We start from the raw sequence: 26,915 nt of genomic DNA, 5'->3' as shown, positions 1-26,915 counted from the left end.
ATTACCAAATCACCGAAAAGATATTTAAGATGAGTAACTGCCATTGCCACGATGAAGTAAAACGGGATGGGTCGGCACAGATTAACCGATATCTGAAAGCCTTAGATCCGGCCTACGCACCCGTTGACGGACGCAGTCTCGAGGACTTGCTGGTGTTTGCCAAAAGATATGCGGCACAGATCCGCTTTTATGATATACCCGAAAGCAAAGTAGAACCGGGAGCAGATCCTGCAAAGATCAGCTGGCGTGAATTTTTCCGCAGGGACATGGCTGTGATTGCTGCATCTATTGCTGTGACTGATTTGCAGCAGATCAAGAAAGATTATGATGAAATCCGCGATCGCCTTGATCTGGATCCTACCAACGACGCTTACGGTGATCTTTTTGACCCGATACTCGGCATTCTGAAAAAAACGGATCGCTGGTATTCGATCGCGATTCCCGAAAATCCACTGCATGCAGATCTTGTTTTGGCGATCAATTCCAATCTCAAAGATTTAGTAGGGAAAATGATAGCTTATGAAGAAGGTTTTACAGCCGTAGATGTAAAGCACCCGCTGAAGCTAGACTTTACCGATATAGAAAATCCGGACGTATGGGGCGTAAATGATAAAATTGATGCAGACGATACTATTTACGTGGGCGCAGACGCTGGCGATAAAATAAAAAATGCAGCTCTTTATGTTGACGATATCTTCAACGGTTTTTATGGTTTCATCAGTAAAATGGTGGACAATGCCGAAGGTTATCTTCAATATGCATTGACGCAATACCCGGCGCATCAGCCGCACATGGCATTGTTCATTACGTTCCTGCAGTTGTACCGTCTGGCGCAGGATCAGATGAATGGGATTACAGAAGGTATTCTTAATTTTTACTATCGTGATGTATTGCACCTTGCCGAAAAGCCATCAATACCGGACAAGGTATATGTGGTACTGGAACTGGCGAAAGATGTAGCTGCTTATGATCTTGCAGCAGGCACCGAATTTAAAGCTGGGAAAGATGCTTCCGGAAAAGACATGTTTTACAAAACATCTGATGATTTTGTAGCAAACCAGGCAAAGGTAAAAGAACTCAAAACGTTATTTATTGAGAAGTCTAGCGCGGTACTGGATAATGGTTCCAGCATTGCAACGATACAATCTGTGTTTGCACGACCCATTGCTAATTCCCTGGATGGTTTCGGAGAAAAGATTACCGACCCGAGTGGTAAATGGATGACTTTTGGAAAAGGTGCTGCTGTTGTTCCGAATAAACATAATCCTTGTGAAATATTGGCAACAGCGGGTGATGAGAAATTTAGAAAAGATCAGGCACAGCTTGGTTTTGCCATTGCATCGCCACAGTTTTTGCTGCAGGGTGGAAAGCGCCTGATTAGTCTTTCTGTTAGAGGATTAAGTGTAATGCTTGCAACTGCCAAAGGAGGCGCTGATCCCTTTGAAATATTGCTGACCGGCGAAAAAGGCTGGGTCAAAATAACTCAGGTAATGAAAGAGGCTGAGTTTACTGCGCTTTCAAACAGTATCAGCAACGGTGTTTTTGGCACTGACACTTCAGGTATCGGCACTTCATACTATATCGGCACTAATGCATTAATGATTTATTTACCGGTTGCAGAGCAGGCCATTGTGCCATACAGTGCCAAGTTGCATCCTGGTATTGTATTTGGTACGGAGCAGCCAATGATGCAGGTTTTACTCAATAAAAATCTGCAACTGTACGAACGGGTATACAACCTGATTAATATCAACAATATGTCCGTTGATATTAAGGTCGGTTCTATTAATCCGAAGGATAAGGAAGTAAATTATTTCTTCGATGGATTGAAAACGTTGGTGATACAGAACGATGACGGCACTGTACAACCAAACAAACCGTTTGATCCGTTTACCGCTTATCCGACACAGGGAAAGTCTTTGTACATCGGCAGTCAGGAGGTATTTAATAAACCGCTGGATGAACTTGCTGTTAATATTCGCAATACATCAGACATAGCGCTGCAGGCGATGCAGCTTAAAGTAGCTTCTGAGCTAAGCATGTCGACTTACAATCCGCCAGATTATAATGTTTCATTGTTGCAGGGAAAAGAATGGCAGCCATTGAGTACAGACAGTGGCAATACACAGTTTCAGCGGTTGCAACTCACCAGCGATATACTGTACAAAGCAAATTATGATTCCACCGGGCAGGCGAGCGGCGTGAAATTTGATATAGAGGAGCGTAAGCCCATTCGCACGATTACTGCGTTAACGCCGCAAACAGACAAGGGTTTTATTCGGCTGGATAATCTGCGTGCTGTGACCTACGGTGAAAATTCCAGCTTCCTTCAGGCATCGCAAAATATGGCGGCTGATCTGCAGGTGAAAGAAATTTCGGTAAGCTATCAATCCTCGTTGAGTCAACTGGAATCAGGTGTGGATCAATTTTTTCACGTCTATCCTTTTGGTGTGGTAGAAACTTATTTAGATAAAACAGTGCGGAACGAACTTCGTCAGAACGTGCTGTCTGTGCTTTCAAATAAGCTGCTCGCGCCTACACAGGAACAGATCCGCTGGGATAGAAAACAAGGCGGCCAGCTGGTAGATGCTCATAATTTGTTGTTTCCGCAGTTCACCTGGCTCGGCCCGTATTCCGATTTTGCACCGGCTCCAAAAATCAGTACCAATATCAAACTGGGCGGTATGGTAAAAGAATACCAGGAACTGCAAAAAATTGGTTTACTGGTGGAAGGAACGGACACCGGCAGTACCAACCAACCACCATTTAACTACGACAACGTAGTAGCATATAGTACACATTTTACGAACGATGCTTCTGGTGTCAATCAGTATTCCGGGCATGTAGAAGAACAAGGCTCACTATTTATCGGGCTGGAAAACCTGCAGCCATTGCAATCTGTATCACTGCTATTTCAATTTGCAGAGGGGAGTGCGTTAGATGAAGATGACGATCCGCCGCAGATACATTGGTCGTACCTCAGCAATAATGAATGGAAACCGCTGAAAGGTGAAAACCTCATTTCCGACAGTACGCAAGGTTTTCAGACGACAGGTATTGTTAAGATAGATGTGCCCGATGATGCAACAACACACAATACCATTATCACGGATGGATTACTTTGGTTTTGCGCCAGCGTTACATCAGATTCAGATCGGATTCCACAATTGATTGGTGTCGTTGCACAAGCGGTGACTGTTACATTTGAGGATAAAGGAAATGATCAGTCTCATTTTGATGCACCATTGCCTGCGGGAAGTATTAGTAAGCTTGCTGTGACTGTAAATGAAGTGAGCAAAGTAACACAGCCTTATGCTTCCTTTGATGGCAAGCATACTGAAGTGGGTAAAGAATTTTATACAAGAGTGAGCGAGCGGCTCCGTCATAAAGGCCGTGCGATTACAGCGTGGGATTATGAACATCTAGTGCTCGACCGTTTTCCGGGTATTTATAAGGTAAAGTGTCTGACGCATACTGATCCCAATTGCCTTTGTCGCCATACCACAATAACGCAGACCGTACAAGCAACACGAATTGGTAATGCCGATAGTGTCGGAGGACGTGAAACGCTTTCGAGTGGTCTGGCTTCTGGTCAGCATCCGCCGCACAGCGAATGTTGTGGTCCGCAGATTGCGCCCGGGCATATTTTAATCGTACCGATTTCGGATCTCAAAAACAGAAATGCAGCAAATCCGTTGCAACCGAAAACAAGCAGGAAAACATTACTTGATATTGAGGCTTATTTGCAGACGCTAACTTCTCCTTTTGTGAAAGTGCATGCAAAAAATCCGGTTTACGAACAGATTATTTGCGCATTTAGAGTGCAGTTTACTGAGGGGATTGACAAAGGTTACTATCTGAAAAAATTGAATGAAGAGCTGGTGCATTATCTCACGCCATGGGCATTTGACGCTGCTGCAGAAGTGAAATTTGATGAGAAAGTATATGCTTCGTCTATTATTGCCTTCATTGAAAGTCGCAGCTACGTTGATTTTATCACAGATTTCTTTATGGGCGTATGCCGCAATGAATGTTGCCCGGAAATTAAAGTAAGCAAGCCCAAAGAAAGCGGTGATGGTAATGAAATAAATACATTGACCGACTGTGATGATCTGGAACGACTAATGAAGTCGAACGCCAAGTTTATCGGTGAAACAGAAGTGGCACCGTCTACGCCGAGATCGATACTCGTTTCTGTTGTGCAGCATGTGATTATACCATATGAAGCACCGGACATACCTTCTCTATGTGACCGACGTAAGATGAATAATGTGGATAACACTCCGGTGATTATTGCTCCGGCTCCGGAACAACAACAGGCACAGCCAACACAGCCTTCGCAGCCAACCTTTCAGCCTAAACCAATGCAACCGGTACAACCAGCTCAAACTGAACCGATGCAGCCAGTACAGCCAGCGAATACAGCGCCGATGCAACCGGTACAGCCAACAAAAAATGAGGTGGTGGCAAATCCGCCGAAGCCGGTTGCAGTAGTAACAGCCGCTGATAATGTAGTAAAACCTGCAACTGTGGACACCGCGTTGAAGAATGCCGACAATCAGGTATCAGCTAAGAACGCTGCTGAGGCTATAGTGAAAGCAGACGCAAACCCACCGGCAGATGTAAAAACAACAACAGCTACAAATGAACCGGTGAAAAAGGTAGTGACAAAAAAAGCAGCCACATCTGCGAAAAAAACCGCGACGAAAAAGACGAAACCATCAAAATAGTATCAGCGACACATTTTTCATGAAACTGTACAATAATAAATTTTAGCACCATGGCAGACCCAATTTCATTGATCAAAGCCAATCCACTTCTTCCTGCAGAAGATTACGTGGCATTGCGCAAACAAGGTTTTAAAGGTATAGAGCAGCTGGGCAGTGCCATCTGGACTGACTATAACAATTCCGATCCCGGTATCACGATGCTCGAAGCAGTTTGCTATGCTATTACAGATCTCGCTTACCGGAATGGTTTTGAGATTAAAGATCTGCTTGCGCCTGCACAATTAACCCCGGACACCTGGGATGAAATATTTTACACAGCGCGGCAGATTCTGCATAACAGCGCGCTCACATTAGATGATTACCGGAAGATGATTATAGATGTGACAGGTGTCAGGAATGCCTGGATACAGCCGAGTAAAGATTACGAAGTGCCGGTATGGATTGATTATAACGCAGTGCAGACGAAAGTTGAGAGTGATTGCCAGTGTGATGATAAAGAAGAAAAAACTTGCTTCGGACAGCTTGGTTTAAATCCTACTGACGAATCAAAATACCGTACTGATTGGGATAACCGCATGCCAGGTATCATTCAGGAGCTGGGAAAAATTAATCAGCCGACAGAGGTTTTCGATCTGCAAATCGCTAGCCTGAAAGCAAAGATTTATAATGGTGATGATTCTGCAGCAACGAGGCAGGCGCTGAATGACGCTACAAATAAACGTCACCAATACGAACTGAGTGTGCACGATAAACGTCAGACGATGATTGATGACCTGCGTCTGGTGTCGCGCCCTACTTATCCATCCAAGATTGTGGAGTTTGAGGGTTTGTACAATGTGATGGTAGAATATGAAGAAGATATTTTAGATGAAGGTCAGCGGGAAAGTGTTCGTCAGCTGGTGATAGAACGGTTGGCACAGCACCGCAATCTCTGCGAGGATTTTCTCGCCGTAAATGCAGTGGAGTACGAAGATTTTGGTATCGGCGCTACTATCGTGCTGGAAGAATACGCGGATGCAGATCAGGTGCTGGCGCAGATTTTCTTCACCATCTATCGTTATTTCACACCGTCTATTCCTTTTTATACCATTGCTCAAATGATGGCGAAGGGTTACCAGGTTGATGATGTTTTTAGCGGTCCTACGTTAAAACACGGCTTCATTGATCAGGTTGATCTGGATAATACAGATTTGTTCCGCGATATTCATTTGTCGGATCTGATTGCGAATATTGCGGCGATATCCGGCATTAAAGCGATCACTTATCTGCATTTGCCGTTCCGCGGATTTGATAAAGAAACACCGCGTTTTTACTTTAATAAATGGATCGAATTTCTAAAGGAAGAACAAAAGATTGCACGTATTCAGCCGTCTATGTCGCAAATTATGTTCTGTAAAGAACGCGATTTTATCAGCTACAATACTGGTGCCGCCAAGGATCGTAAAATGGACCGGGTGCTGAAATTATTTAAAGATCTGAAGGCTGCAGATCGTAAATATAAATTGCAAGGCGCCGACAATGATTTTCCAATTCCTACGGGCGAAAATATGGAGCTCGAAGATTATTATCCGGTCACTTATTCGTTGCCTGATTGCTATGGTGTGAGTGACAGAGCCGGGCTTCCGGCTGATGCCGATGATAAAAGGAAAACACAGGCTCTACAGTTGAAAGGTTACCTGCTTTTCTTTGAGCAAATACTGGCGGATCATTTAGTGCAGCTCAATCACCTTCGGGATCTGTTTAGTTTCGACGATAAAATAAAACACACCTACTTTACACGCGCGCTCACAGAGATTGAAGATTTACAATCTTTATTGATCGATCATGCTAATCGCGGTGCTGACCACTTTGATCTTATCTTGAAAGATTTTACGCAAGTGCTGCAAAATATAACTGAGACACCGGCACTTTTTCATGAAAGAAGAAATGGTTTTCTCAATCATATGCTGGCGCGATTCAGTGAAGATCTTTCTGAATACGAAACTATCAGTCGCTGGTTGACGCCTTATAAAGTCGACGAACGCATGATCCGCGATAAAATCGCAATGCTGAAAAATGGTGAATACTATAAGATCAGTACCAATCGCGGAAAAGCTTATGATTATACAAATGTCAAGGTCTGGAATACGGATAATGTTTCCGGAGCAGAACGCCGCATCAGCCGTTTGCTTGGCTTTTCAGATATCACCCGCCGCGATCTGGCACCGGCAACGGTTGTAACCGAACCTGTCATGATTACAGATCCGAAAACCAACACACCTGTTCGTAAAACAGATAAAGCGGGCAACAATTTAAATGTTGTAAAACTGCTCGATCCGGATGATAAGAAAACAGTATTGTTTACCAGTGTAGAAGTTAAAGACGGTTGTTGCACCGAAGAATTGATTTATGATATACTCGAACATGCTGATAGCCGAAAATATTTCAAATTTCACGACGAGCTGAAACAACGCAGTAGAAAATCTGCCGGGCTGATTGGGTCGTTTTGGTTTGAATTGTATGATGATACAGATCCCGCAGTAGCTGTGTTATTAGGACAAGGCGAAGCGTTTGAAAAAAGGGAAACACGTGAAGCCTCTTTCAAACAACTGCAGAAGCTGATGCGAGAGATTAACGATAATGAAGGACTACATTTAGTAGAACACATTTTACTGCGTCCGAAATTTGATGAGATGCAAGACGAAGTAGGAACGGATATTGCAGTTCAGTTTCTCGATATCTGCCTGGATAATTGTGATCGTGGAATAGGTGTAGATGAAGGGACTCAAATACCGCTGTATCGGATCAAAACAAGTCGTGTACCGGCTAGTAAATGCTATGATATGATGCCGTGGATTCTGGAGTTTATGCGTTATAACGTGGCGACGAAACAATACGATCAATCATTCTTATTTCAACAGGTATTTACAGATGGAACGGCGAACAAACCGCTGAAGTTTCGTAAGTACGAAGATCTGTCTAAACGTTTGTGTGATATTCACGAGTTTGGATCAGAACGGGTGAATTATGAAATCGTATCCAATCAGAATACAGATCCGGCGCAGCTGAAATATGGTTTTATTATCCATGGAAATAATGAGGAAGTACTGGCGCAAAGTCTCTTCATGTTTAATAAGCGCACTGGGAGCCAGCCAACGACAGACGACATAGAAGTAGAGATTCAGAATTTTATGGATTGGTGCAATTTTGAACTTGATCTGTATTGCGCTGCCAATCCTTGCGATAATAATGAAGATCCATATTCATTCCGTACCACAATAGTATTGCCTTGCTGGCCTAAACGTTTACGGGACGCTACTTTCAGAAATCTGGTAGAGAAAACAATTCAGACAGAATCGCCCGCCCATGTGCATACGCGCGTGGTGTGGATCGGCATAGCAGAGATGCAGCGGTTTGAAACAGCGTATAGTGACTGGCTATTGGAACAAGCACAGACCGAAATGCCGAGCTATGATAAAGTGAATCCTTTGGTGGATGTACTGAATACGCTGCAGCCTTGCGGTACTTGTGATGACGATTGTCACAGCGATAATCCGCCACCACCACCACCGCCACCACCGGTTCAGGTTGTAAATCCGCCATCATCGGCGCCTGCGACTAACCCGAACGGAAGCACTGCCGTAAAATGATATGACAATCCGAGCCTAACTGACAACTGACAATGCAACACTTAATCAATACACTGAAATTCCAGATGAACTGCTCCGATGAGTGGCAGGCATTGAATCTGCGCTCAAACTTTGCGCAAACGTTTCAGTTGCAGATTCAGGAGATCATAGATAAGGTCTGCTCGGAACTAGTACCAGAAGATCAGTTGGTGCGTATTGATTCGCTGCAGATAGAAATGGGGAAGTTTAGCCAGCATTCATTCCGAACCGATTTTGAAATTGTTTTTGCTTACAAGTTTGAACAGGCACTCCGGGAGCAACTCGCTAAGAATTCGCCGGAAGAAAAGCGGATAGCTATTCAGTTCGCGAATGAGGAAATATTTGAGTTTTTCTTAGAGACGGGTAATCTGCCCTGGTGGATTGGTGAAAAAGATATTGACCTGACTATGTTTAGCCTCGCAGTATTTGAGGGGAATATGATATTCCGATTTTTCGACACACAGCGTGAGGATGTGGTGATCTGGAGACGGGCCGCCTGGCAAATGCCGCAGGCTACGAAAATTGCATTAATACAGTTTTTTCCGGAACTGCTGACCGCTTTGGATTTGCTGAAACAGTGGATAAATGATATTTCCGGATTACAGACATCTGAAATTAGCTTTTCGGGTGAAATGATAGAAGAACTGGTACTGATGTGTGCGCCTGCAATATTTAAAACATCGGATGTTTCAAGCGTTCTTTGGCTGCCATTTGCAGATGCAATAAGAAGACAGGTACGGGACGAAAATGTTGCTGATGCGGTTATTCAAAACTTGGTTTCGGCGTTGGCATTGAAAGAAAATATACCGGAAACTGTATCCGCCGGACAACATGCGCTCATTGTTGAAATGCCGGCGGAAAAGGTATTTGATGCAGCCAATGAAAAATATTTTGTAAGCCACGCTGGTATCATCTTGCTGACGCCATTTTTTAAGCAGCTTTTCGACCAGCTAGAATTATTTAAAGATGGTGAATGGACCAGCTTTGAAGCGCATATGAAAGCAGTACACATACTGGGTTTCCTTTCAACGGGGCAGCAACGTTTACCAGAGTATTCACTAACACTCGAAAAAGTGATTTGCGGAATGCCAGAGGCAATGCCTATTCAGCGTGATATCGATTTGACTGAGACAGATGTTGCGAACTGTAACGAGTTGCTACAGGCCGTAATCAGTCACTGGTCTGTGTTGAAGAATACAAGTATTGATGGGTTGCGTGGCAACTTTCTGGTGCGCGACGGATTGCTGACTTCGCACGAAACGGGGTGGCAATTGCAGGTAGAACGGAAAACAATAGATGTATTACTAGCACAAATTCCATGGGGTTTTACGACAGCGGCATTTCCATGGAGAAGAGATTTGATTTTGACAGAATGGTAAAATCTAAAAAGCATGCTGAATGAATCGGTAGAAATATTAAATGGAAACAACGGATCAAAATTGGGACAGAATGCGCAAAGTTTGGCGCACGAGGTATCCTGGTTTGTAAAACGGGTCAATGACCGGCTCAAACATTATTTTGCCGCAGACGAAAATACATTGCAGGAAAATCAACAGTCCGTTGAGCTTGCCGCACCCGATCTTAGTAACGATCCCTCAGTTTATGCTGAGTTTGTCAACTATTACCGGCTTACGGAAGATGAACGAATGTTGTTGATGTTGGCGTTGATCCCTAATATCCAACCAAATTTGCTGGATGTTTTCTTTTCTGCCAATAAAAGTTCAGGTCGTGGCTACACTGAGTTTGGTGGTATTAAAGGTGCGCGGCACAGTGGTTTTATACCCACCGTAGAAACGGCGCTTTTTTTATTGGCGGGGCATGATCTGACACATCGCTTTTATTGTTACCGCTTATTTGAGCCCGATCATATTTTTTCGGCGCATAACATTATCAATATTGACCACGGCAGTTCTGCGGAACCTTTTTACAGCAGCGCCATTAATATTTCAGAAGAATACGTTGATTTTTTTACAACAGGTGTGTTTCGTAAACCGCAGTTTAGTCTTGAGTTTCCAGCCAAACGTCTGACGACGAAGATGGATTGGGAAGATCTTGTTGTGGATGAATATACTGGTCAGCAACTGGATGATTTACGCATCTGGCTGCAGCATGGCCGCCGATTGTATGAAGAATGGGGCATGGATAAAAAATTGAAACCCGGATACAAAGCATTGTTTCATGGTCCGCCGGGAACCGGCAAATCACTGACGGCTGCATTGCTTGGAAAGCTTTATCAGCTTGATGTGTACCGTATTGATTTATCTATGGTGATCTCGAAATATATTGGTGAGACAGAAAAAAATCTGGAAAAAGTTTTCTCCAAAGCAGAAAATAAAAACTGGATTCTTTTCTTCGATGAAGCTGATGCATTGTTTGGTAAACGGACAGGTATATCAGATTCCCATGATAAATATGCCAATCAGGAAATCGCTTATCTGCTGCAACGCCTGGAGGATTATCCAGGGTTAGTAATTCTTGCATCTAATATGCGTAACAACGTAGACGAGGCATTTACACGCCGTTTACAATCGATCATACATTTTCAGAAACCGCAGCCCAAAGAACGTCTGCGGCTTTGGACGAATGCGTTTAGCGGTGCCTGTACACCTCCGGATCGTGGCGAGCTGGAGCGTATTGCTAATCAATATGATCTTGCGGGTGGAGCTATAATGAATGTGGTACAATACGTGTCATTGCTGGCTTTGAACCGGAATGAGAATGTGATTAGCCCTGATGATATTATTAAAGGAATTAAAAAGGAATTGAAAAAAGAAGGTAAAACCCTTTAACCAACGCCCCATGACGAAGCACGACAACAGCAATGCAAATAATCAGCCAAGTGCACCGGCTGCTTTTCTTCAGACGAAGCTAACCGTGGGTGCCGTTAATGATCCGATGGAAACCGAGGCAGATGAAATGGCTGATAAAGTGATGCGCATGCCCGAAACAAATTTTGTACAGCGAAAATGTGCACATTGTGAAGAGGAAGAAAAGGCACAGCGAAAGCAATTGCCGTCATTCCTGCAAAGAAAAGAGGTTTCGGCGGCGGGAGGTGCTGCTTCCGATAAAGTAAATAGCGGTGTGCAGACAAGCAAAGGAAATGGAGATAGAATGGACAGCGATACCAAATCTTTTATGGAACGTGGATTCGGCGCTGATTTCGACAGTGTAAATATTCATACGGATGGTAAAGCCACTGAAATGAATACAGAATTGCAGGCCCGTGCATTTACCGTAGGCAATGATATTTATTTTAACCAAGGACAGTATCAACCAGGATCATCCGACGGAAAACGTTTGCTGGCGCATGAACTCACGCACACCATGCAGCAGGGAAATGTGGCCCGCAGAGATATGCCGAAAGATCCGTATGGTCGTCCTTTAGGTTTTGTGTCAACGCCTGAACAGGAAGCTTATGATCGCGATACTGCTGATATAAAAAAGCAGTGGGAAGACGCATTGCAACGCCTGGACAAAGGAGAACTGGACGATAATGACCTTAGTAATACACGGCTCCGAAACCGGATGACAGGCCTTACAACTGCGGAAGTAACCGCGCTGATCACTAAAATACGACAGTGGCAAACGACTCATCCGAAGATTCATACTTCAAAAATTATTGAATGGCTGGAAGTGCGCAAAGTGATTTCGACACCAATGCAGGACGGCGCTACCGTAAAAAGGAATGCAAGTAACGCCGTGGAATCTTATTCCATGACGATAAACGGTGTGTTGATACGAGTGGTGCAGGATTCAACCAGTACAAAAGGAAACGAAACAAGTCCGGCAACCAATTTTTCCCAAAGTCTGCATTGGAAAGCTAACGCCAGCACTGGCGTACTTACCGAGTTGAAAAATGATGCTGGCGTTAATGTTAATCCGAGGCAGATTGTGGTTACTATAAAAACCGTTTACAAAGGCGATGTAGATGCGCCTTCTGCCTATGGTAAAGGAACTACTAAAGAGGATGTGGAAGAAAAAACCACCACGCTTCGTGCACACGAGGGACAACATGGTACTGATTTTATCGATTATATACGGAATAATAAGCCACCGGCAGATCTTTCGCGTGGCCTTGTAAATGTCTTGACGCATGATGATCTTGACGCCATTATTCAATACACCAATGAGATTTCGAAAGCATCCTGTGAGCTGACTGATCAGATTGGTACTACACAGGATGAATTTTTGGCAACACCGGAGGGACAATCAAGTGGGATTACGAGTTGCAGAAATAATCCGTAATCAATTGACTATGGTCAAACGTCAATGGGCAATCCTTTGCGTCTTTGCTCCTTATGCTTCATTGCGAGAAACTTTTTATAAATGGACAATAAACAATGGTTAAAGGTACCCATCCACTTGTCGTTCTATGTTTGCTGTAGAATGTTTTATTCGGGTTTGTCCCGATGAAAGAGGGATCCGGCGAAATGTGGGCCCACATTTCGCGGGACGTCTCCTTAGGTCGACGAGATATGGGAAAAATACACCACTTGTGATCCTGAGCGGAGTCGAAGGGTAACTCTGGCAAGGGTCTTACGTAAAACGTAAAATAATGAGTTATGAAAACGCAATCAATTCATCGTCAGTCGGAAGGAGCCAGCGCGGCTCAGCATGAAGCATCTGGCTCTATGCGTCGACAGGATGCGCCGGTGTTTATACAGCGAAAATGCAAAGACTGTGAAGAGGAAATCCGGTTGAAGCCGGCGAACTCTTTTGCACAAAAAAAAGGCGCTGAAACACAACATGCTTCTGATGCGGTGACAAATAAAATTGCACACACAAAGGGCGAGGGTAATCAGTTGCCGGAACAGACGCGCAACTTTATGGAGCAGCGTATGAATGCAGACTTCTCCAATGTGCGCGTGCATAAAGATGCAGATGCTGCACAAATTTCTGAAGATTTGAATGCGCATGCGTTTACAGTTGGCAGCGATATTTATTTCAACGAAGGGAAATACGCGCCAGAATCTTCACAGGGACAGCATTTGCTCGCACATGAGCTGACACATACAATGCAGCAGGGTGGTACTGCACAGGGCATTCAGCGTGATGATAAAGATGGTGATAAAACTTATGCTCCGAAGCCAGAATTTGATTTTAAGTTTTTACCTCCGGATCTTCAATTCAAAATTTTTCATCTGCTATTAGAGGCTGATACCAGCAAAGTGCATTTGGATTATCACACCAAAACTTTTATGGCTGGCTTGTCCTATCAATATGGTGATGCACTTTCGTTTAACCTCAAGTACAAAGATTTTACAACTAAGTTTGGCTGGACACCAGGCGATAATAAGTTCGCCCTCGGGTTTAATACCGGCGCATTCAGCGCAAATCTTTCTGCAACACCTGGCGAAAGTAAGTATGGGCTTGGGTTACATTATGGCGCACCTTTGTTGCCGTATAATTTCCAGATGGCAGATACATTTAATGCAGGAGGACGATCTGTTGGAAATCTGGCTGGTGGCTTGCCGGGTGCAATCAATGATCCGATCGGATTTTACAAACAATACAAACCTGATATTGAAAATGTTTCCAAAACAGTAGATCTCGTAAAGAAAATTACAGATGAGGGGAAAAGTAAAATTCGCTTTGGTGCAGATTTTTCACTCTCTTATGATCCAGTGAATAAAGTATTGGTGACAGCAAAGGTGGGACTTCTTTTTTAGCATTTAAACTATTATGAAGCATGGCAGAACATTCGTTAGTAGCACCGGAAAGTAAAGCCCAGGCAGCCGCGGAATCGGTGGGCCCAGAAATGGATACCGAATCGTTGAAGGAACCATTGTCTTCGCTTTCGATTCAGTGTAAACTCGTGGTTGGTTCTGCTGATGATCCGTTGGAGCAAGAAGCGGACCATATGGCCGACACGGTGATGCGTATGCCTGATTTGTCGGCGAACCAATCAAATACAGTGCAAAGAAAAGCGGGCCATAGTGAAGATGATGAAATGGCGCAGCGTAGGCCTTTGGGTTCATTTATACAGAAGAAAGAAGCAGAAAGCAGGCAGACAGCCGGTAATTCAGTTTCGGATAGGATCAGTGAAACAAAGGGTAGCGGCGGATCTATGAATGAATCTACCAGAAGTTTTATGGAACATCGTTTTGGCACTGATTTTTCGAATGTAAATATTCATACAGGTGGTTACGCTGCGCAGCTTTCCAACGACTTAAACGCGCAGGCCTTTACCATTGGCAACAATATTTATTTTAATGAGGGCAGGTACTCGCCGGAATCGGCAGAGGGAAAACACTTGCTTGCTCATGAATTAACCCACACGTTACAACAGACAAATAGCGCTAACAGGAAAATACAACGTCGCGAAATTGACCCCGGATTATGGTGGCGATTGTCTCATGCGCGACAGCCACAGGATTGGTACATGGCCGACAGGATAGAATGGCAGGATGCGAGCGTAGGCGGCTATATCGCCGGACTCTCGCAATCCAATACTTTTATATTGGCAACGATATATAATACGCACAATTTATTGCCTGGCGAATATCAGAATGTTGAGCAACGGCATGACTATTACGATATCATCAGTTATGTGATCGCGAATGATCCCAATACGCCTGCGGCCATACGGGATATTCGTTTTTTTGATGCTACAACGTTAGTAACGGGCTCTCCCGGAATCGGATCGGTAGATTCTCCTGCGGGGGCGGTGATGCTCATGCAACAAAGCAGGATCATTTTAAGAGAAGTAAATGCGGAATTGTTTGCTTTAAACATGAGAATCATCAGAGACTTGTTATTTAACTGGCAGGAACCAAGACATCCGACGAATCCGCAGGGAGCCATCACACCGTTCGATTTTGATATGCTGATGGTAGATACAGAACAGAGTACGGTAGAACAATACATCAGTAGAAACCGTTCCAGATTTACGCCGGAAGTCATAGCAGATATAAATGATACGCTCGTTCCTACAGGATTGGGTCGCTTTAATCCTGAATCAACTATGTTTCAATGGGCGATGCAGGCGTTAAGTGTATCAGCATTAGATTTCACTGTCCTTGCGCACAGAGTTGCCATAGGCAGAGCCGCAGTGCATATTTTTCACCGAAGGTCTTTACAGGATTATCTGACTTATATGCAGCAGCACCCGATTGTTCAGCCACAGGCTGGCACAGGTGCTACGGGTGCCACGCCGGGCGGAACAGGAAGTACAACTGCACCACCGGTTGCACGATAATTTCATGGATGGCTAAACGATTTTTTTTATGTCTGAAAAAGCAGCAGTTACCCCGGTTAATGCCGCGCAGCCGGCGTCGCAAAAGGTTGCGCCTGCTGCAGAAAAGTCCGATCATGAATCGAAAGAGGATTTGCAGTTTCAATCCATTCAACGAAAGCTGACCGTTGGCGCTGCTGATGATCCGATGGAAAAAGAAGCGGATGAAACTGCGGATAAAGTAATGCGCATGACAGAGCCATCTTTTGTGCAACGCAAATGTGCTGCTTGTGAAGACGAAGATCGTGTCCGATTAAAGCCGCAGAATTTTGCGCAGCGGAAAGCGGAACCTGTAGCCGCGTCTTTGTCGCAACAGATAAATAATTCAAAAGGAAATGGATCTCCGCTACCTGATCAGACGAAGAGCTTTATGGAATCGCGCTTTGATACGGGTTTTAATGAGGTGCGTATTCACACTGACGACAATGCCATTCAGATGTCGCGTGATTTAAATGCACAGGCATTTGCAGTGGGCAGAGATATTTATTTTAACTCAGGAAAATTTGAACCACAATCAGAAAGTGGCAAACATTTATTGGCACATGAATTGACGCATACTATTCAACAGCGGAGTACAACTGAAACCGTAAGTCGTCAGGTAACGGAAACGGATGTGCATTTTCGCTCGTTTGATCAGATGATGCATATAACCGTTACACAGTTTATCGCGTATGTTCAGTCGCAATCGGACTGGTTTACTAATCCCGCATTCACAGATGATCAGCGGGAACGGGCACGGAGGTTGTTATTATTTATCAATGATGATATCGCGGCTATTTTCGGTTATGCGGGCATGTGGTATGTTGATATGCTGATCAATCAGGTGAGCAGTGAGGAGTCTGATGCGAATGCAGATGCGCTGCACACTTATGCTTCTGCAATGTCGGCTTCCCATATGCCTTTTACCATGTCTAATAATGCGAGAGCTATGCGAACTGCTATTGCGATGGGCAATGACATGATTAAACTCCGCCAGGAGTTCCAGGATTATGTGCTGCATGATGCACTTGATGAAACTCAATTTCTGCATTTGCATTGGTTGGGTTTTGTGGACGATGTGGTCCGTTATCATCGTGATGCTTCGCAGCGGCCTACATTTCAAGCTTCAGATGGAAAGGATTTTGAATCATTCATCAGTTTCAATCGTGAAAATGGCAGAAATCCTTTGTTCTACGACAGCACAGCATTGCGCGGGCGCATCCGGAATTTTCACCGTTTTCAGAAAAGAGCGTTGGATAAACTGGTGGATAACTACGGAGATACTTCCAAATCAAAACCACTTACATTGATTCTGCATTCTGCATTGGATCATAATGGTGCTTTTCATCGCGACCCGAATCTTACTGCAGTAATCACTGCGCATACGCGCCAAATGCTGACGCTGATGATTGAGGGCTTCGAACATTTGTCCGATTATCAGGCTTTGGTGAGGCCTTTGGCAAGCACCTACGGACGGAATAACCTGATTGATCAGGTAATGTTTGCAGGTCATGGTAATGCACAGATTATTGAAATGGCCGGAACGATCCGTGAAGATCCGGCCCATCCGGGACATATAGATGAAGTAGACCAGTCGCTCCGTGTAACGAGCAGCGATCCTGCGCACAACGATCCTGCAACGATGAGTTTGCTGCGTGAGGTGCGAAATTTTATGGCTAATCCTGCAAACGGTACGGGCGGCATGTCGCCACACAACAGAGTCGTGTTTAATGCTTGTCTTACCGGATCTAATAGTGTGTCATCGGCAGTGACGGCGGGAGATGTGCCTGGCGCACAAACGGAGATTGTCAACTTTATCAATACACACCCAAGTTTGTCGATGTTTATGCAGCAGCTCGGTGGTCCGGGATTACAATCCGTTGGTGCCAATGGTTCTTTCGGCACTGTTGGGTTGATTGATCGTACAGGAACATTGGATATTCTCAGTGAAGATGATCCGCAACTCACCGATACGAAATTGCGATATACAGAAACCGGTACGGAGCCAACGGGCGCGCTCCGTGCGGCTCTGGAATCATGGGCACATGATGCGGGCGCTACGCGATTGGCTATGGAACGTCGCGTAACACACGCTGCGAATGACTGGGACAGCGTTCTGATTAAGAAAGCGTACCAGATCGTTCTTGCGCGGTATATGAATGATGCGGAACATTTCAGACTCGTAGGAAGCGCAGTAGAACTGCTTTCTGAAATGAAATTTGACAGCATCGCACAGGTCGGTAACGATACGCTGAGGGCGTTCCAAACGATGGATCGCCTGAATATTAATGCAGATGCCGGTGAATTGATAAATGCGGTACTACATACACCCGAAGGCCGGGTTTTCGGTGTAGGGCTTGCATTGCTGCAAGTCTGGATGACGCTTGATGCAAATAAACAGGCTGATTTCATGACTGCCATCGGTGCGCATACTTGTAATCAGATGGTCAATTATATAGACGTTCCTTTCCTTGAATCGAAAGGTCTGATGAATACGTTACTTACCGGTGCGGGCGCGGCAGAATCAAAACTCCGGTTGGCGTTGCTGGGCATACTGGGCCAAAATGATAATCCAGCCGCAAGAACTCATCTCAACGGTATATTGAACGGTACTCATTTTCCTGCCGGCACCAATGTTACGGCTGCATTGGGTGGTGCATCTACCGAGCTGGCAATACTTACGAAGCTGGGTGCCTTTGTTGCGCCTGGTGCTCCTCAGATGGCGAACGTACATGCAGACGGTGCAGCAAGAAATACCATTTTTGTGGAACGACTTAACACGCCCGGTACTGTTGAAAATCCATATGGGGCTGATGTGCATGAAGCACCAGATGATACTTCGGCATTGCTCGCAGAATTGAATGTGAATGACCCTGTAGATATAATTGGTCACACCGGTGATTGGTATGCAATTGATTTTATGAGAAACGGCGCACATACAACGGCTTATGTATCGCGTTGGTCTGTACGAACTTTAAGCGCTTATATTTTTTAGTTATGGTTTTAGAAGAAGGATATGGTTTCAGTTTTGCATTCGCAAAAGACAGCCATTGGGCATCCGCGGATATTGGCATATTGCATGTCTGGAACGGGTATTCATTAGTGGAAAGCTATGATGTGCCAGGCTTTGCAAAAGGCAATCTGTTTTTCGGGGATGATGGCGTTTATGCAGGCTTGTTTTTTATCTCGACGATTACGAAAGAAAAAAAATACTTGTCTGAGATAACCGTGCAGCTGGCTGCAGGAACGAAAGCACATTATAGTCAATACCGCGTTGATGAAGTTTTTCATTCCGCTGAAAATGGTCTGATGTTAGTAGCAGTTTCATACCAGCCGCCAAAAGGTCTGCGGACATCGGGCAGTTTTTCAGACGTTACCAATCGCTTGTTGTTATTCCGTCGCAGCGATCAGATGCTGCTTAAAACAGTTGCCGAGAACGCCGACCATGTACCTTATAGTCATTTGTTTTTGAAAGACGGTTGTATTGTTTTTTCGGTAGATGGCTATCATACGCGCATTGCATCAGCAGAAGGGAATGGTATGCCATCCGGTATGCCAGGGTTTACTGCTTTTGCACTTTGTGGCCCATCTATATTAATTGGCGCCGGTGTGCAGCGGATTTTGTCTTATGATGTTGTTACGTCAAAGTTGCTCTGGCAGTCGCCGGAATCTGTAGATTTAGTCAATGCGATAGCGACGATCAATGATGTTGGTTTTCTTGCAGCGGTAAATGATCAGTATTTACAGTTGTGGAAAATGGATGGAGGCGGCTTTTTACTTCAATCATCGATAGATCTCAAAGATACTATAGAGGGCATCGCCGTTGGTCCGTCAGGAAAATGTTATGTGGCGCTTGCAGGCGAGGAGAATTATATAGAAATACTAGACAGGGAACAGTTGGCCGTTGGTAGTTGACAACGGTTGCAAGCTAATCTCTGCTTTTTGAGTCAGGCGTGTTGTTCAATTGGAACGCTGCTGATGAACGGAGCGTCGCAACGATGTTTCTTCGGCGTAGTAACGCTGGTTTCAAATAATTTCCGCGTAGATGTTTATTTATCCAATAATTCCTGTGCGTGTTTTTCGATAGTTTCAATATCGTCTCGCAGCGGACTGGTATCTTCGGTGCGGTTTTTCTTTTTATGCAGTGCTTCCTGTTTTTGCAGCGCCGGCAATTCATTCAGAAACTCCTGATAGTATTTTTCTACCTGCTGCGCATACTGTCTGGCATAGTACAAAAGGGAATCTTCCCAATCGCCTTTTTTTGCGAAATCGATCAGTTCGTCTGTAATTGCAGAACCCGACTGGCCCGAGCTTCTGAGTTGCGATGATGCGGTAAGCATGCCCATGGTATCGATGACGCTGCACATGTCTTTGTACCGAAGCAACAGGCCGAAATTGAGATTGTCTTTCGCCGGTTGCATTTCCTGCATGATAAAAGACTTGCCGTTGAATTGACAAACACTTAATAGCGCCGGACAGCGATTTTGCATTTTTTGTTGAATGGCAATCACGCGTTCTGCTTCGCTTTCCCAGGTTGGCTGTTTAATGGGTGTGTAGGACGACAGGGAAGAAGGTGCCGCTTCTTTCATATCGAGTAAGATGTATTTGTGGCCGATGTCGTTGGAGCTTTTCAGCAGAAATGCATATCGCTCCAGGCCAACGCTGCCGGTGCCTGCCAGTCGAAATACCACATCCACCACGCTATAATTGTACGGGCTTTTTTCATCCGTTTTTAGCCATTCATTTATATGGTTAATCAGCTTTTGTTTAAGGTGATTTCTTATTTTGAAATGCTTTGGATTTGCGGTATGCATCTGAACTCTTTTCTTTTTGAGCGTAGTACGTTTAATAAGAATACGCCTTTGCTTGCGACGGTTTACCTTGGTCAGGAACTCACAGATAATCCCCTTGGCTGTTGATGCTTCTACATAATCTGGCTTGCCTTTGAGCAATGTGTTTTTATATGATTGCAGGAAAAGATGCGCCATTTTTCCAGCTTTCTCATCCTCAATGTTTAAGGATTTGAAACCGACGTAAATACTGATCAATGCGCGGAGTAATTCCCAGGTTGCGGGCGCGAGAATTGCTTCGTCAAAATCATTTAAGTCGAAATAAACTTGCTCATTATCTCCGGTAAAGCTCCCGAAATTTTCCAGATGCAGATCTCCGGATATCCATACTGGTGGTGCATTTAAAAAATTGGAATCGCCGGCGAGGTCTTCGTAAAACATATGGCAGGTGCCTCTGTAAAAGCGGAACAGATTTTGCTCCATTAGCCGGTACTTTATCGCTACCATTTTCGGTAATCTGGTTTTGTTGAACGCAACAATGCGGCTTAATGTGTTGTTCATGTGTTGGTTGATTTATGAATACTGTCGTTAATAGAAACAGAGAAAAATAGCGTGCCAACAATATAGTTGATCGTCGGCAATGGAATAACATGGTCGGAGGATGCGGTTGGAGTTGTCCTCCTTTGGATGAGTTAGAGGAGGCCAGCTTTGTGTGTTAAGTTTTTGTTTCCAAATCGTTACCTCATTTTTACTAATCTGAAATTGGATCATTTATTCAGAATCTGTTCAGGATTCGACGGAAAGATTTGCCGTAAATATTCAAAACCGAATGCGGCTACCTTTACGAATCTTCCTGATTTCTACTGCACTTTTCTCGTTGTCACCGTTGGCGCGGGCGGCCGTCCTGAAAGGGGTGGTGCTTGATAATAAAACCGGCGAACCATTGGCCGGTGCTCCAGTAACACTGGCAGGCACATCTTATATTTCTGTTACAGGCCTGGATGGTAGTTACGAGTTTAAAAACATTCCCGGTGGTAATTATAAGATTGTGACGCACTACGCTTCTTATGAAAAATGGGAAAAGGAAATAACGCTCACGCAAGATGAAAACATAAAGTTCAACATCGCGTTGAAGCAGGGGACCACACAGCTGAAAGAAGTGGAGGTGAAAACGCACCTGAAAAATGGAACCGATGAGCAGGCGCGTAACAAGGAGAAGAATTCCGATCAGGTGATGAATGTCATGTCGGCCCGCAGTATTGAAATGCTGCCTGATATTACCGTTGCGAATGTATTGCAGCGCGTGTCCGGCGTAACGGTTCAGCGTGATGCCACAGGAGATGCCCGCTATGCAACGATTCGTGGCATGGACAAGCGTTATAGTTATACTACGGTAAATGGTGTAAAGATTCCAAGTCCGGATGATAAGGGACGTTACATACCGATGGATATTTTTCCGGCAGAGATTCTGGATCGTCTGGACGTAGTGAAAACACTGACACCAAACATGGAAGGCGATGCGATTGGCGGCGTAATGAACCTTGTAATGAAAGATGCGCCTGACCGCTTTACGTTTTCAGCAAGCGCTGCTACTGGTGTAAATGAATTGCTGCTCAACCGTAGTTTTGAGAAATTTAATTCTTCTGCAATCAATGCTAAAGATCCTGCGGCACGTAACGGAGGAATAGGGTACAATGCGGTTACAAATGATTTTACCCGCGCCAATAGTGATTTTCAGCATGGAAACGTAATGCCGAATGCATTGTTTAGTCTTACCGTTGGGGATCGTTTTCTGAAAGATAAAAAGCTCGGTGTGATTTTCTCCGGCAGTTATCAGAACACATTTAAGGGAAGTAACCAGATCATTTATAAACCATCGTCTCAGCCAGACATCGGCAATGAGGTTTCGTTGACAGACCTGTTGCTTCGCCAATATTCTACTCAGGAAACCCGCACGGGCCTGCATACAAAAGTAGACTACCGTTTTAATTCACGTAACCAGATCAGTTTATACGGTTTATTTCTTCAGCTCAATGAAAGGGAAAGCCGTTATACAATCGATACAACTGTGAACATCAACCGCACAGGCGCAGGCACAGGCCCGGTGGATATTACAAATCGCTCCGCTTTGCGCAAGCAAAACATCATCAATGCGACATTGATGGGCAACCACATCCTTACTGATAAATTGAAAGTGGACTGGCGCGGTGCAATTTCGCGTGCTACCCGCGATGTTCCGGACTTGTCTGAAATTCATACTTCTACCGGCGCGGATAAAGATAGTTTAGGAAACCAGGTAGTGAAGCCTGAGCTTATTAATAAATGGAGCCATAGCTGGGAGAATACCACAGATCAGGATTATGAAGGCTATTTAGATATTACCTACACGCCGAAAATTTTTGGAAAGGATGTAGAGTTTATGGTTGGCGGTATGTATCGTCATAAAGACCGGGTCAATTATTACAATGATTACAATCTGGTACCTAACGGTCAACAGTTGTTTACCAATATTTACGATGGATCGTTCAGTGTGCAGACGCCTGCCGGTGAAACCCAGTACAACGATCTTTCTTACACAGTGACGGAAAATATTTCAGCTGCTTATGCGCAGGGTAAAATGATGATGGGCGATAAGCTGCAGGTATTGGGTGGTGTGCGTGTAGAAAACACTTTTCAGCATTATACGATCAAGGAGGATCCGAACAAATTTGTAGGGCAGAACGGAACGATTACCTATATGAACATATTGCCTGGCTTGCATTTTAAGTATATGCTGGACAATAAACAAAACATCCGTCTGTCTTATTATAGCTCCCTTTCCCGTCCGGGTTTCTTTGAAATCGTACCATACACATTCCCTGGCGAAGTATTTGACGAAGGCGGGAACTACAATCTGAGACCTGCTGTGGCAAATAATCTGGATGCCCGTTACGAATGGTTCCCGAAAGGTATTGATCAGTTGCTGGTTGGCGCTTTCTACAAAAACATCAGTGATCCGATTGAATATGCTTTACTTCAGAATGGTGGTCCGTCAAACCAGATCATCAAGCCAATTAATCAGACCAGTCAAAATGCAACCAACTACGGATTGGAAATTGTATTTACTAAGTACTTCCATCGTTTCGGTGTTTCCTTGAACTATACTTATACGAACTCAAGTATTGTGGATTCGGTACGTTCCTATATACGTGACGCAACAGGCAGTGCGCATTTCTATAACGTAACAGAAACGCATCCGCTGCAGGGACAGGCAACCCATATAGGTAATATGTCACTCATCTACAAGTACCAGGAAATAGGTCTGGACGCCCATTTTACAGTCGCTTATACCGGCCGCATGATTGCCTATATCTCTCCGTTCGTTGGGCTGGATTATTGGCAAAAGGGAATGACAACACTTGCTCTTTCGGTGGAGAAAAGAATTGCGAAACATGTCTATGCATACGCTAAAATCAACAACCTGCTGAACACTGCGCGCGTAGTGGAGATGAAAACTTCTAAAGATAAATACATGGCCTATCCGTACGAGCTTCCGTATCAGACTTTACCAAACAGTGTGCTGATCGAGAAAGATCTCTACGGTCGCAATTATCTCGTGGGTATCCGTTTCAAACTTAATTAATCAAACAACCAATTTTTAAACAATCAATACAAAATGAAGACAAGAAACCATTTTCTGCTGATGCTTGCAGCAGGTGCCATGTTTGCAACCTCCTGCAAAAAGAATGACAGCGGTAGTACAACTATCTCAACGCCGCCATTGCAGGTTGGTCAGACCGTGAGTGATGCACAGCCTCTGTGTGGTGCCATCAAAGGAACGATGCTTTCAGGTAAAACGTACACGATCGGTTGCGACGTAGTCGTGCCCGCGGGCGATACACTGCTGTTGCAGGCTGGCGTACGCGTGAATGTTACAGGCAATTATTCAATCGCTGTAAAAGGTACATTGATTTCATTGGGTACGAAAGACAATCCAAACTGGTTTACGGTACCGGGTTTGACTAAAACAGATGTTGCTTCTGTCGATCCTTCTACCGATCCTGCGTTTGCTGGTAAATGGCTGGGGATTAATGCGGATACTTCTTGTCAGCTCCTTGTATTGAAATGGACGCACCTGGAATATGGCGGTGGCGCATGGACTAATCCAAGTGTAAATGGTGTGAAATCTGGTGATCTTTCCCGTTTGATCTTCTTCCAGAACCCCGCCGGTTCTTTGATTATCGAAGATAGCTGGTTGTATGGTTGTGTGGATGACGCAGTTCGTATTGCCGGTGGTAAATTCAGCATTATGCGTAACACAATTGAGAAATGCGGTTATCAGGGTGGTGACGTATTTAACGCAAAAAGTGGTAGCGTAGGTGATATGGCGTACAATATGTTTGTGGGTACTGCAACTACTGGTACCAAAGCATCTAACAAAGGTGGTCTGAATCCACAGACGAATATCAACATGTACAACAATACGTACGTAAATGGTGGTTACCGTCAGATTCAGACTGGTCGCGGTGGTAGCGTTAACTACGAAGAAGGTTCAAAGGGCAGTGCGTACAACAACCTGATCGTAAACTGTAAATTCGGTCTGCGCATCGTAAACAATCCGGCTGCAGATACATTGAACATGCACTATGGTTATTCTTACAACTATGGTGATTCATTGAGCATCGTAAATCAATTCTATCCGCAAGGTTATATCACAGTGCCGCAATCTTCTGATATGCCGAATCCATCCAGTTATCTGCCTTCAGGATATGTACTGGGCGCACCTTACAATGCTTCGGCATTGGTTGGTCAGAACAATCCGCAGTTTGTAAATTATCCATTGCCTGCTCCGGGTGTGCAGAACATTACTTACGCTACAGGTTTCGATTTCCATCTGAAATCAACTTCTCCGTGTATCGGTAAAGGTTACACAGCATTCTCAGCGTTGGCTGTAGTGCCGGTAGATCCAAACTTTGGTGCGACTACAATTTCTCAACCAGGTAAAGACATCGGCTGTTATCAGGCTGATGGTTCAGGTAACCAACACTAAAAATTATCAGGACTGTACTGCACCTGCTTAGCCTGGTAGCGGCAGGTGCATCTATCCTGAAACATCGAATAGCCGCAACGATGAAAGAAAACATATTGAAACATACGATCGCAATATTCTTCCTGCTTGTAACCCTTTCTGGGAGTGCAACCGCGCAGACTGATACACTGCATGTAATGGCCTATAATGTGCTCAACTATGGCGAATATCCGTTATGCCAGGGCGACAATGGTACTTATCACAATTACCTGAAAACAATAGTTCAGTTTACTAATCCAGATATTTTGAGTCTCGAAAAAATGGGCTCTATCAAATTAAGTGCTTCCGATTTTCATGGAACAGCACCGCTTGGTTTTGGCGATTCGATTGTGCAGTACGCGCTCAATGCGGCGTATCCCGGTAAGTATGCTTATTGTATGCCTACCAACAATTCGCAGGCAGATAATATGTCTGTTCTGTTTTACAACCGCCAGAAATTAGGTTTTGTAGCGATCGTTAGTTCGTATGCCAATATCACGGATTTTAACACCTACAAATTATTTTATAAAGATCCGAACCTTGCAGCAACGCACGATACCACATTTTTGTATGTAACAATCAATCACGACCAGTCGGGCTCTTCAAGTACTTCGAGAGATCAGCAGATTGCCGGAGAAATGCAGCAATTACAAACACATTTTTCTCATTTGCCGAATATGATCAATATGGGGGATTTCAATACGCGCAGTTCTGCTGAACCATGTTATCAAACGTTGACCGCAACGCCTGACACTGGTTTCCGGTTTTACGATCCACCTTTTACTTTAGATAATCATCTGACGTATCCCGCAAATTGGGATGCGCTGCCGCAAAATTATTCAGCTTATCTCACCACGTCTACGCGGCAAAGTGCCAGCGTTCCAAATACTTGTGGAACCAGCGGTGGTGGTAAATCCTGGTATGATCATATTTTTCTTTCACCCTGGATTGCACACAATACAAATTATATCAGCTATCTGCCAAATTCGTATCGCACTATTGGTAACGACGGCCATCGCCTGAGTGTTTCAATAAATGATAACAGTACAACGGCCAATAATGCTGCGCCGGCAGATGTGATAGAAGCATTGTTTCAGATGTCGAATAAATATCCGGTAATGGTGGATTTGTTAGTAACACAAAACACAACGGGCAACAGCCCTGCAGATCCCGAAATGGCTGCCACTGCCGTTCCTGGTATGTTGCTAAAAAATGCAATTGCTGTGGTGAACCCTGTTGGTGGTGACATCTTGCTGCATTGTGCAACATCTCTAATGAACAAGAAAATAGAAATCGGTTGTTACAATACAGATGGAAAAGTAGTCCTGCAGAAAGACTTCGTGGTGGATAATCCGGTTGTGGCAATACCGTGTATGTTCAATCCGGGTATCTATTTCATACGTGTGGTAACGACTGGTCAAACCTTAATTCAGCAAACAATCATTAAATCATAAACACATTTCTTTTTCCAACTCAAGTAAAAAAACA

Annotated in this window: 13 protein-coding genes; 12 read left to right on the top strand and 1 reads right to left on the bottom strand. The window is 44.4% G+C overall.

The window, feature by feature from the left end; genetic code table 11:
- Positions 1-29: 29 nt before the first annotated feature.
- The 9 genes from DN068_RS08320 (at position 30) to DN068_RS08280 (ending at position 19,505) form a co-directional block, all read left to right on the top strand.
- On the top strand, positions 30-4,730 hold the full coding sequence (locus DN068_RS08320) for a hypothetical protein (protein ID WP_110998449.1): 4,701 nt from the start codon (positions 30-32) through the stop codon (positions 4,728-4,730).
- Positions 4,731-4,780: 50 nt separating this feature from the next.
- Positions 4,781-8,359, top strand: coding sequence for a hypothetical protein (locus DN068_RS08315; protein ID WP_110998448.1), 3,579 nt, complete (start codon positions 4,781-4,783; stop codon positions 8,357-8,359).
- A 32-nt stretch (positions 8,360-8,391) separates the two neighbouring features.
- Positions 8,392-9,756, top strand: coding sequence for a contractile injection system tape measure protein (locus DN068_RS08310; protein ID WP_110998447.1), 1,365 nt, complete (start codon positions 8,392-8,394; stop codon positions 9,754-9,756).
- Positions 9,757-9,768: 12 nt separating this feature from the next.
- Positions 9,769-11,166 carry an ATP-binding protein gene (locus tag DN068_RS08305; RefSeq protein WP_110998446.1) on the top strand — a complete coding sequence of 466 codons (1,398 nt, stop codon included), beginning with the start codon at positions 9,769-9,771 and terminating at the stop codon, positions 11,164-11,166.
- A 10-nt stretch (positions 11,167-11,176) separates the two neighbouring features.
- Positions 11,177-12,622 (top strand): eCIS core domain-containing protein, encoded by a 1,446-nt coding sequence (locus DN068_RS08300; protein ID WP_110998445.1) that lies wholly within the window; start codon positions 11,177-11,179, stop codon positions 12,620-12,622.
- Between the two features lie 317 nt (positions 12,623-12,939).
- Positions 12,940-14,046, top strand: coding sequence for an eCIS core domain-containing protein (locus tag DN068_RS08295; RefSeq protein WP_110998444.1), 1,107 nt, complete (start codon positions 12,940-12,942; stop codon positions 14,044-14,046).
- 20 nt (positions 14,047-14,066) lie between these two features.
- Positions 14,067-15,575 carry an eCIS core domain-containing protein gene (locus DN068_RS08290; RefSeq protein WP_110998443.1) on the top strand — a complete coding sequence of 503 codons (1,509 nt, stop codon included), beginning with the start codon at positions 14,067-14,069 and terminating at the stop codon, positions 15,573-15,575.
- A gap of 28 nt (positions 15,576-15,603) precedes the next feature.
- Positions 15,604-18,585: an eCIS core domain-containing protein gene (locus DN068_RS08285; protein WP_110998442.1), complete on the top strand. Its 2,982-nt coding sequence runs from the start codon at positions 15,604-15,606 to the stop codon at positions 18,583-18,585.
- Between the two features lie 2 nt (positions 18,586-18,587).
- Positions 18,588-19,505: a WD40 repeat domain-containing protein gene (locus tag DN068_RS08280; protein ID WP_110998441.1), complete on the top strand. Its 918-nt coding sequence runs from the start codon at positions 18,588-18,590 to the stop codon at positions 19,503-19,505.
- A gap of 134 nt (positions 19,506-19,639) precedes the next feature.
- On the opposite strand, the gene DN068_RS08275 is transcribed toward DN068_RS08280, so the two are convergent.
- On the bottom strand, positions 19,640-20,941 hold the full coding sequence (locus tag DN068_RS08275; protein WP_110998440.1) for a DUF2252 domain-containing protein: 1,302 nt from the start codon (positions 20,939-20,941) through the stop codon (positions 19,640-19,642).
- Positions 20,942-21,209: 268 nt separating this feature from the next.
- Between DN068_RS08275 and DN068_RS08270 the strand changes: the two genes are divergently transcribed.
- From DN068_RS08270 to DN068_RS08260, 3 genes are all read left to right on the top strand, one after another.
- A complete protein-coding gene (locus DN068_RS08270; RefSeq protein ID WP_110998439.1) occupies positions 21,210-24,002 on the top strand; it encodes a TonB-dependent receptor in 2,793 nt (930 codons plus the stop codon).
- 33 nt (positions 24,003-24,035) lie between these two features.
- Positions 24,036-25,409, top strand: coding sequence for a hypothetical protein (locus DN068_RS08265; protein WP_110998438.1), 1,374 nt, complete (start codon positions 24,036-24,038; stop codon positions 25,407-25,409).
- An 80-nt stretch (positions 25,410-25,489) separates the two neighbouring features.
- Positions 25,490-26,881, top strand: a complete 1,392-nt coding sequence (locus DN068_RS08260; RefSeq protein ID WP_110998437.1) for a T9SS type A sorting domain-containing protein — start codon at positions 25,490-25,492, stop codon at positions 26,879-26,881.
- Positions 26,882-26,915: the final 34 nt, after the last annotated feature.

Origin of the sequence: Taibaiella soli, assembly GCF_003236175.1 — a bacterium.
Taxonomy (GTDB): domain Bacteria; phylum Bacteroidota; class Bacteroidia; order Chitinophagales; family Chitinophagaceae; genus QKTW01.
Note: the sequence above shows the minus strand (reverse complement) of the source record. Positions and strands in the feature narration are given on the sequence as shown.

What these genes read in the sequence shown, in the direction of transcription:
- DN068_RS08300 (WP_110998445.1), top strand. Translation starts at nt 11,177, where the DNA reads ATGACGAAGCACGACAACAGCAATGCAAATAATCAGCCAAGTGCACCG.
- DN068_RS08290 (WP_110998443.1), top strand. Translation starts at nt 14,067, where the DNA reads ATGGCAGAACATTCGTTAGTAGCACCGGAAAGTAAAGCCCAGGCAGCC.
- DN068_RS08310 (WP_110998447.1), top strand. Translation starts at nt 8,392, where the DNA reads ATGCAACACTTAATCAATACACTGAAATTCCAGATGAACTGCTCCGAT.
- DN068_RS08280 (WP_110998441.1), top strand. Translation starts at nt 18,588, where the DNA reads ATGGTTTTAGAAGAAGGATATGGTTTCAGTTTTGCATTCGCAAAAGAC.
- DN068_RS08315 (WP_110998448.1), top strand. Translation starts at nt 4,781, where the DNA reads ATGGCAGACCCAATTTCATTGATCAAAGCCAATCCACTTCTTCCTGCA.
- DN068_RS08260 (WP_110998437.1), top strand. Translation starts at nt 25,490, where the DNA reads ATGAAAGAAAACATATTGAAACATACGATCGCAATATTCTTCCTGCTT.
- DN068_RS08275 (WP_110998440.1), bottom strand. Translation starts at nt 20,941, where the DNA reads ATGAACAACACATTAAGCCGCATTGTTGCGTTCAACAAAACCAGATTA.
- DN068_RS08265 (WP_110998438.1), top strand. Translation starts at nt 24,036, where the DNA reads ATGAAGACAAGAAACCATTTTCTGCTGATGCTTGCAGCAGGTGCCATG.
- DN068_RS08270 (WP_110998439.1), top strand. Translation starts at nt 21,210, where the DNA reads ATGCGGCTACCTTTACGAATCTTCCTGATTTCTACTGCACTTTTCTCG.
- DN068_RS08295 (WP_110998444.1), top strand. Translation starts at nt 12,940, where the DNA reads ATGAAAACGCAATCAATTCATCGTCAGTCGGAAGGAGCCAGCGCGGCT.
- DN068_RS08305 (WP_110998446.1), top strand. Translation starts at nt 9,769, where the DNA reads ATGCTGAATGAATCGGTAGAAATATTAAATGGAAACAACGGATCAAAA.
- DN068_RS08285 (WP_110998442.1), top strand. Translation starts at nt 15,604, where the DNA reads ATGTCTGAAAAAGCAGCAGTTACCCCGGTTAATGCCGCGCAGCCGGCG.
- DN068_RS08320 (WP_110998449.1), top strand. Translation starts at nt 30, where the DNA reads ATGAGTAACTGCCATTGCCACGATGAAGTAAAACGGGATGGGTCGGCA.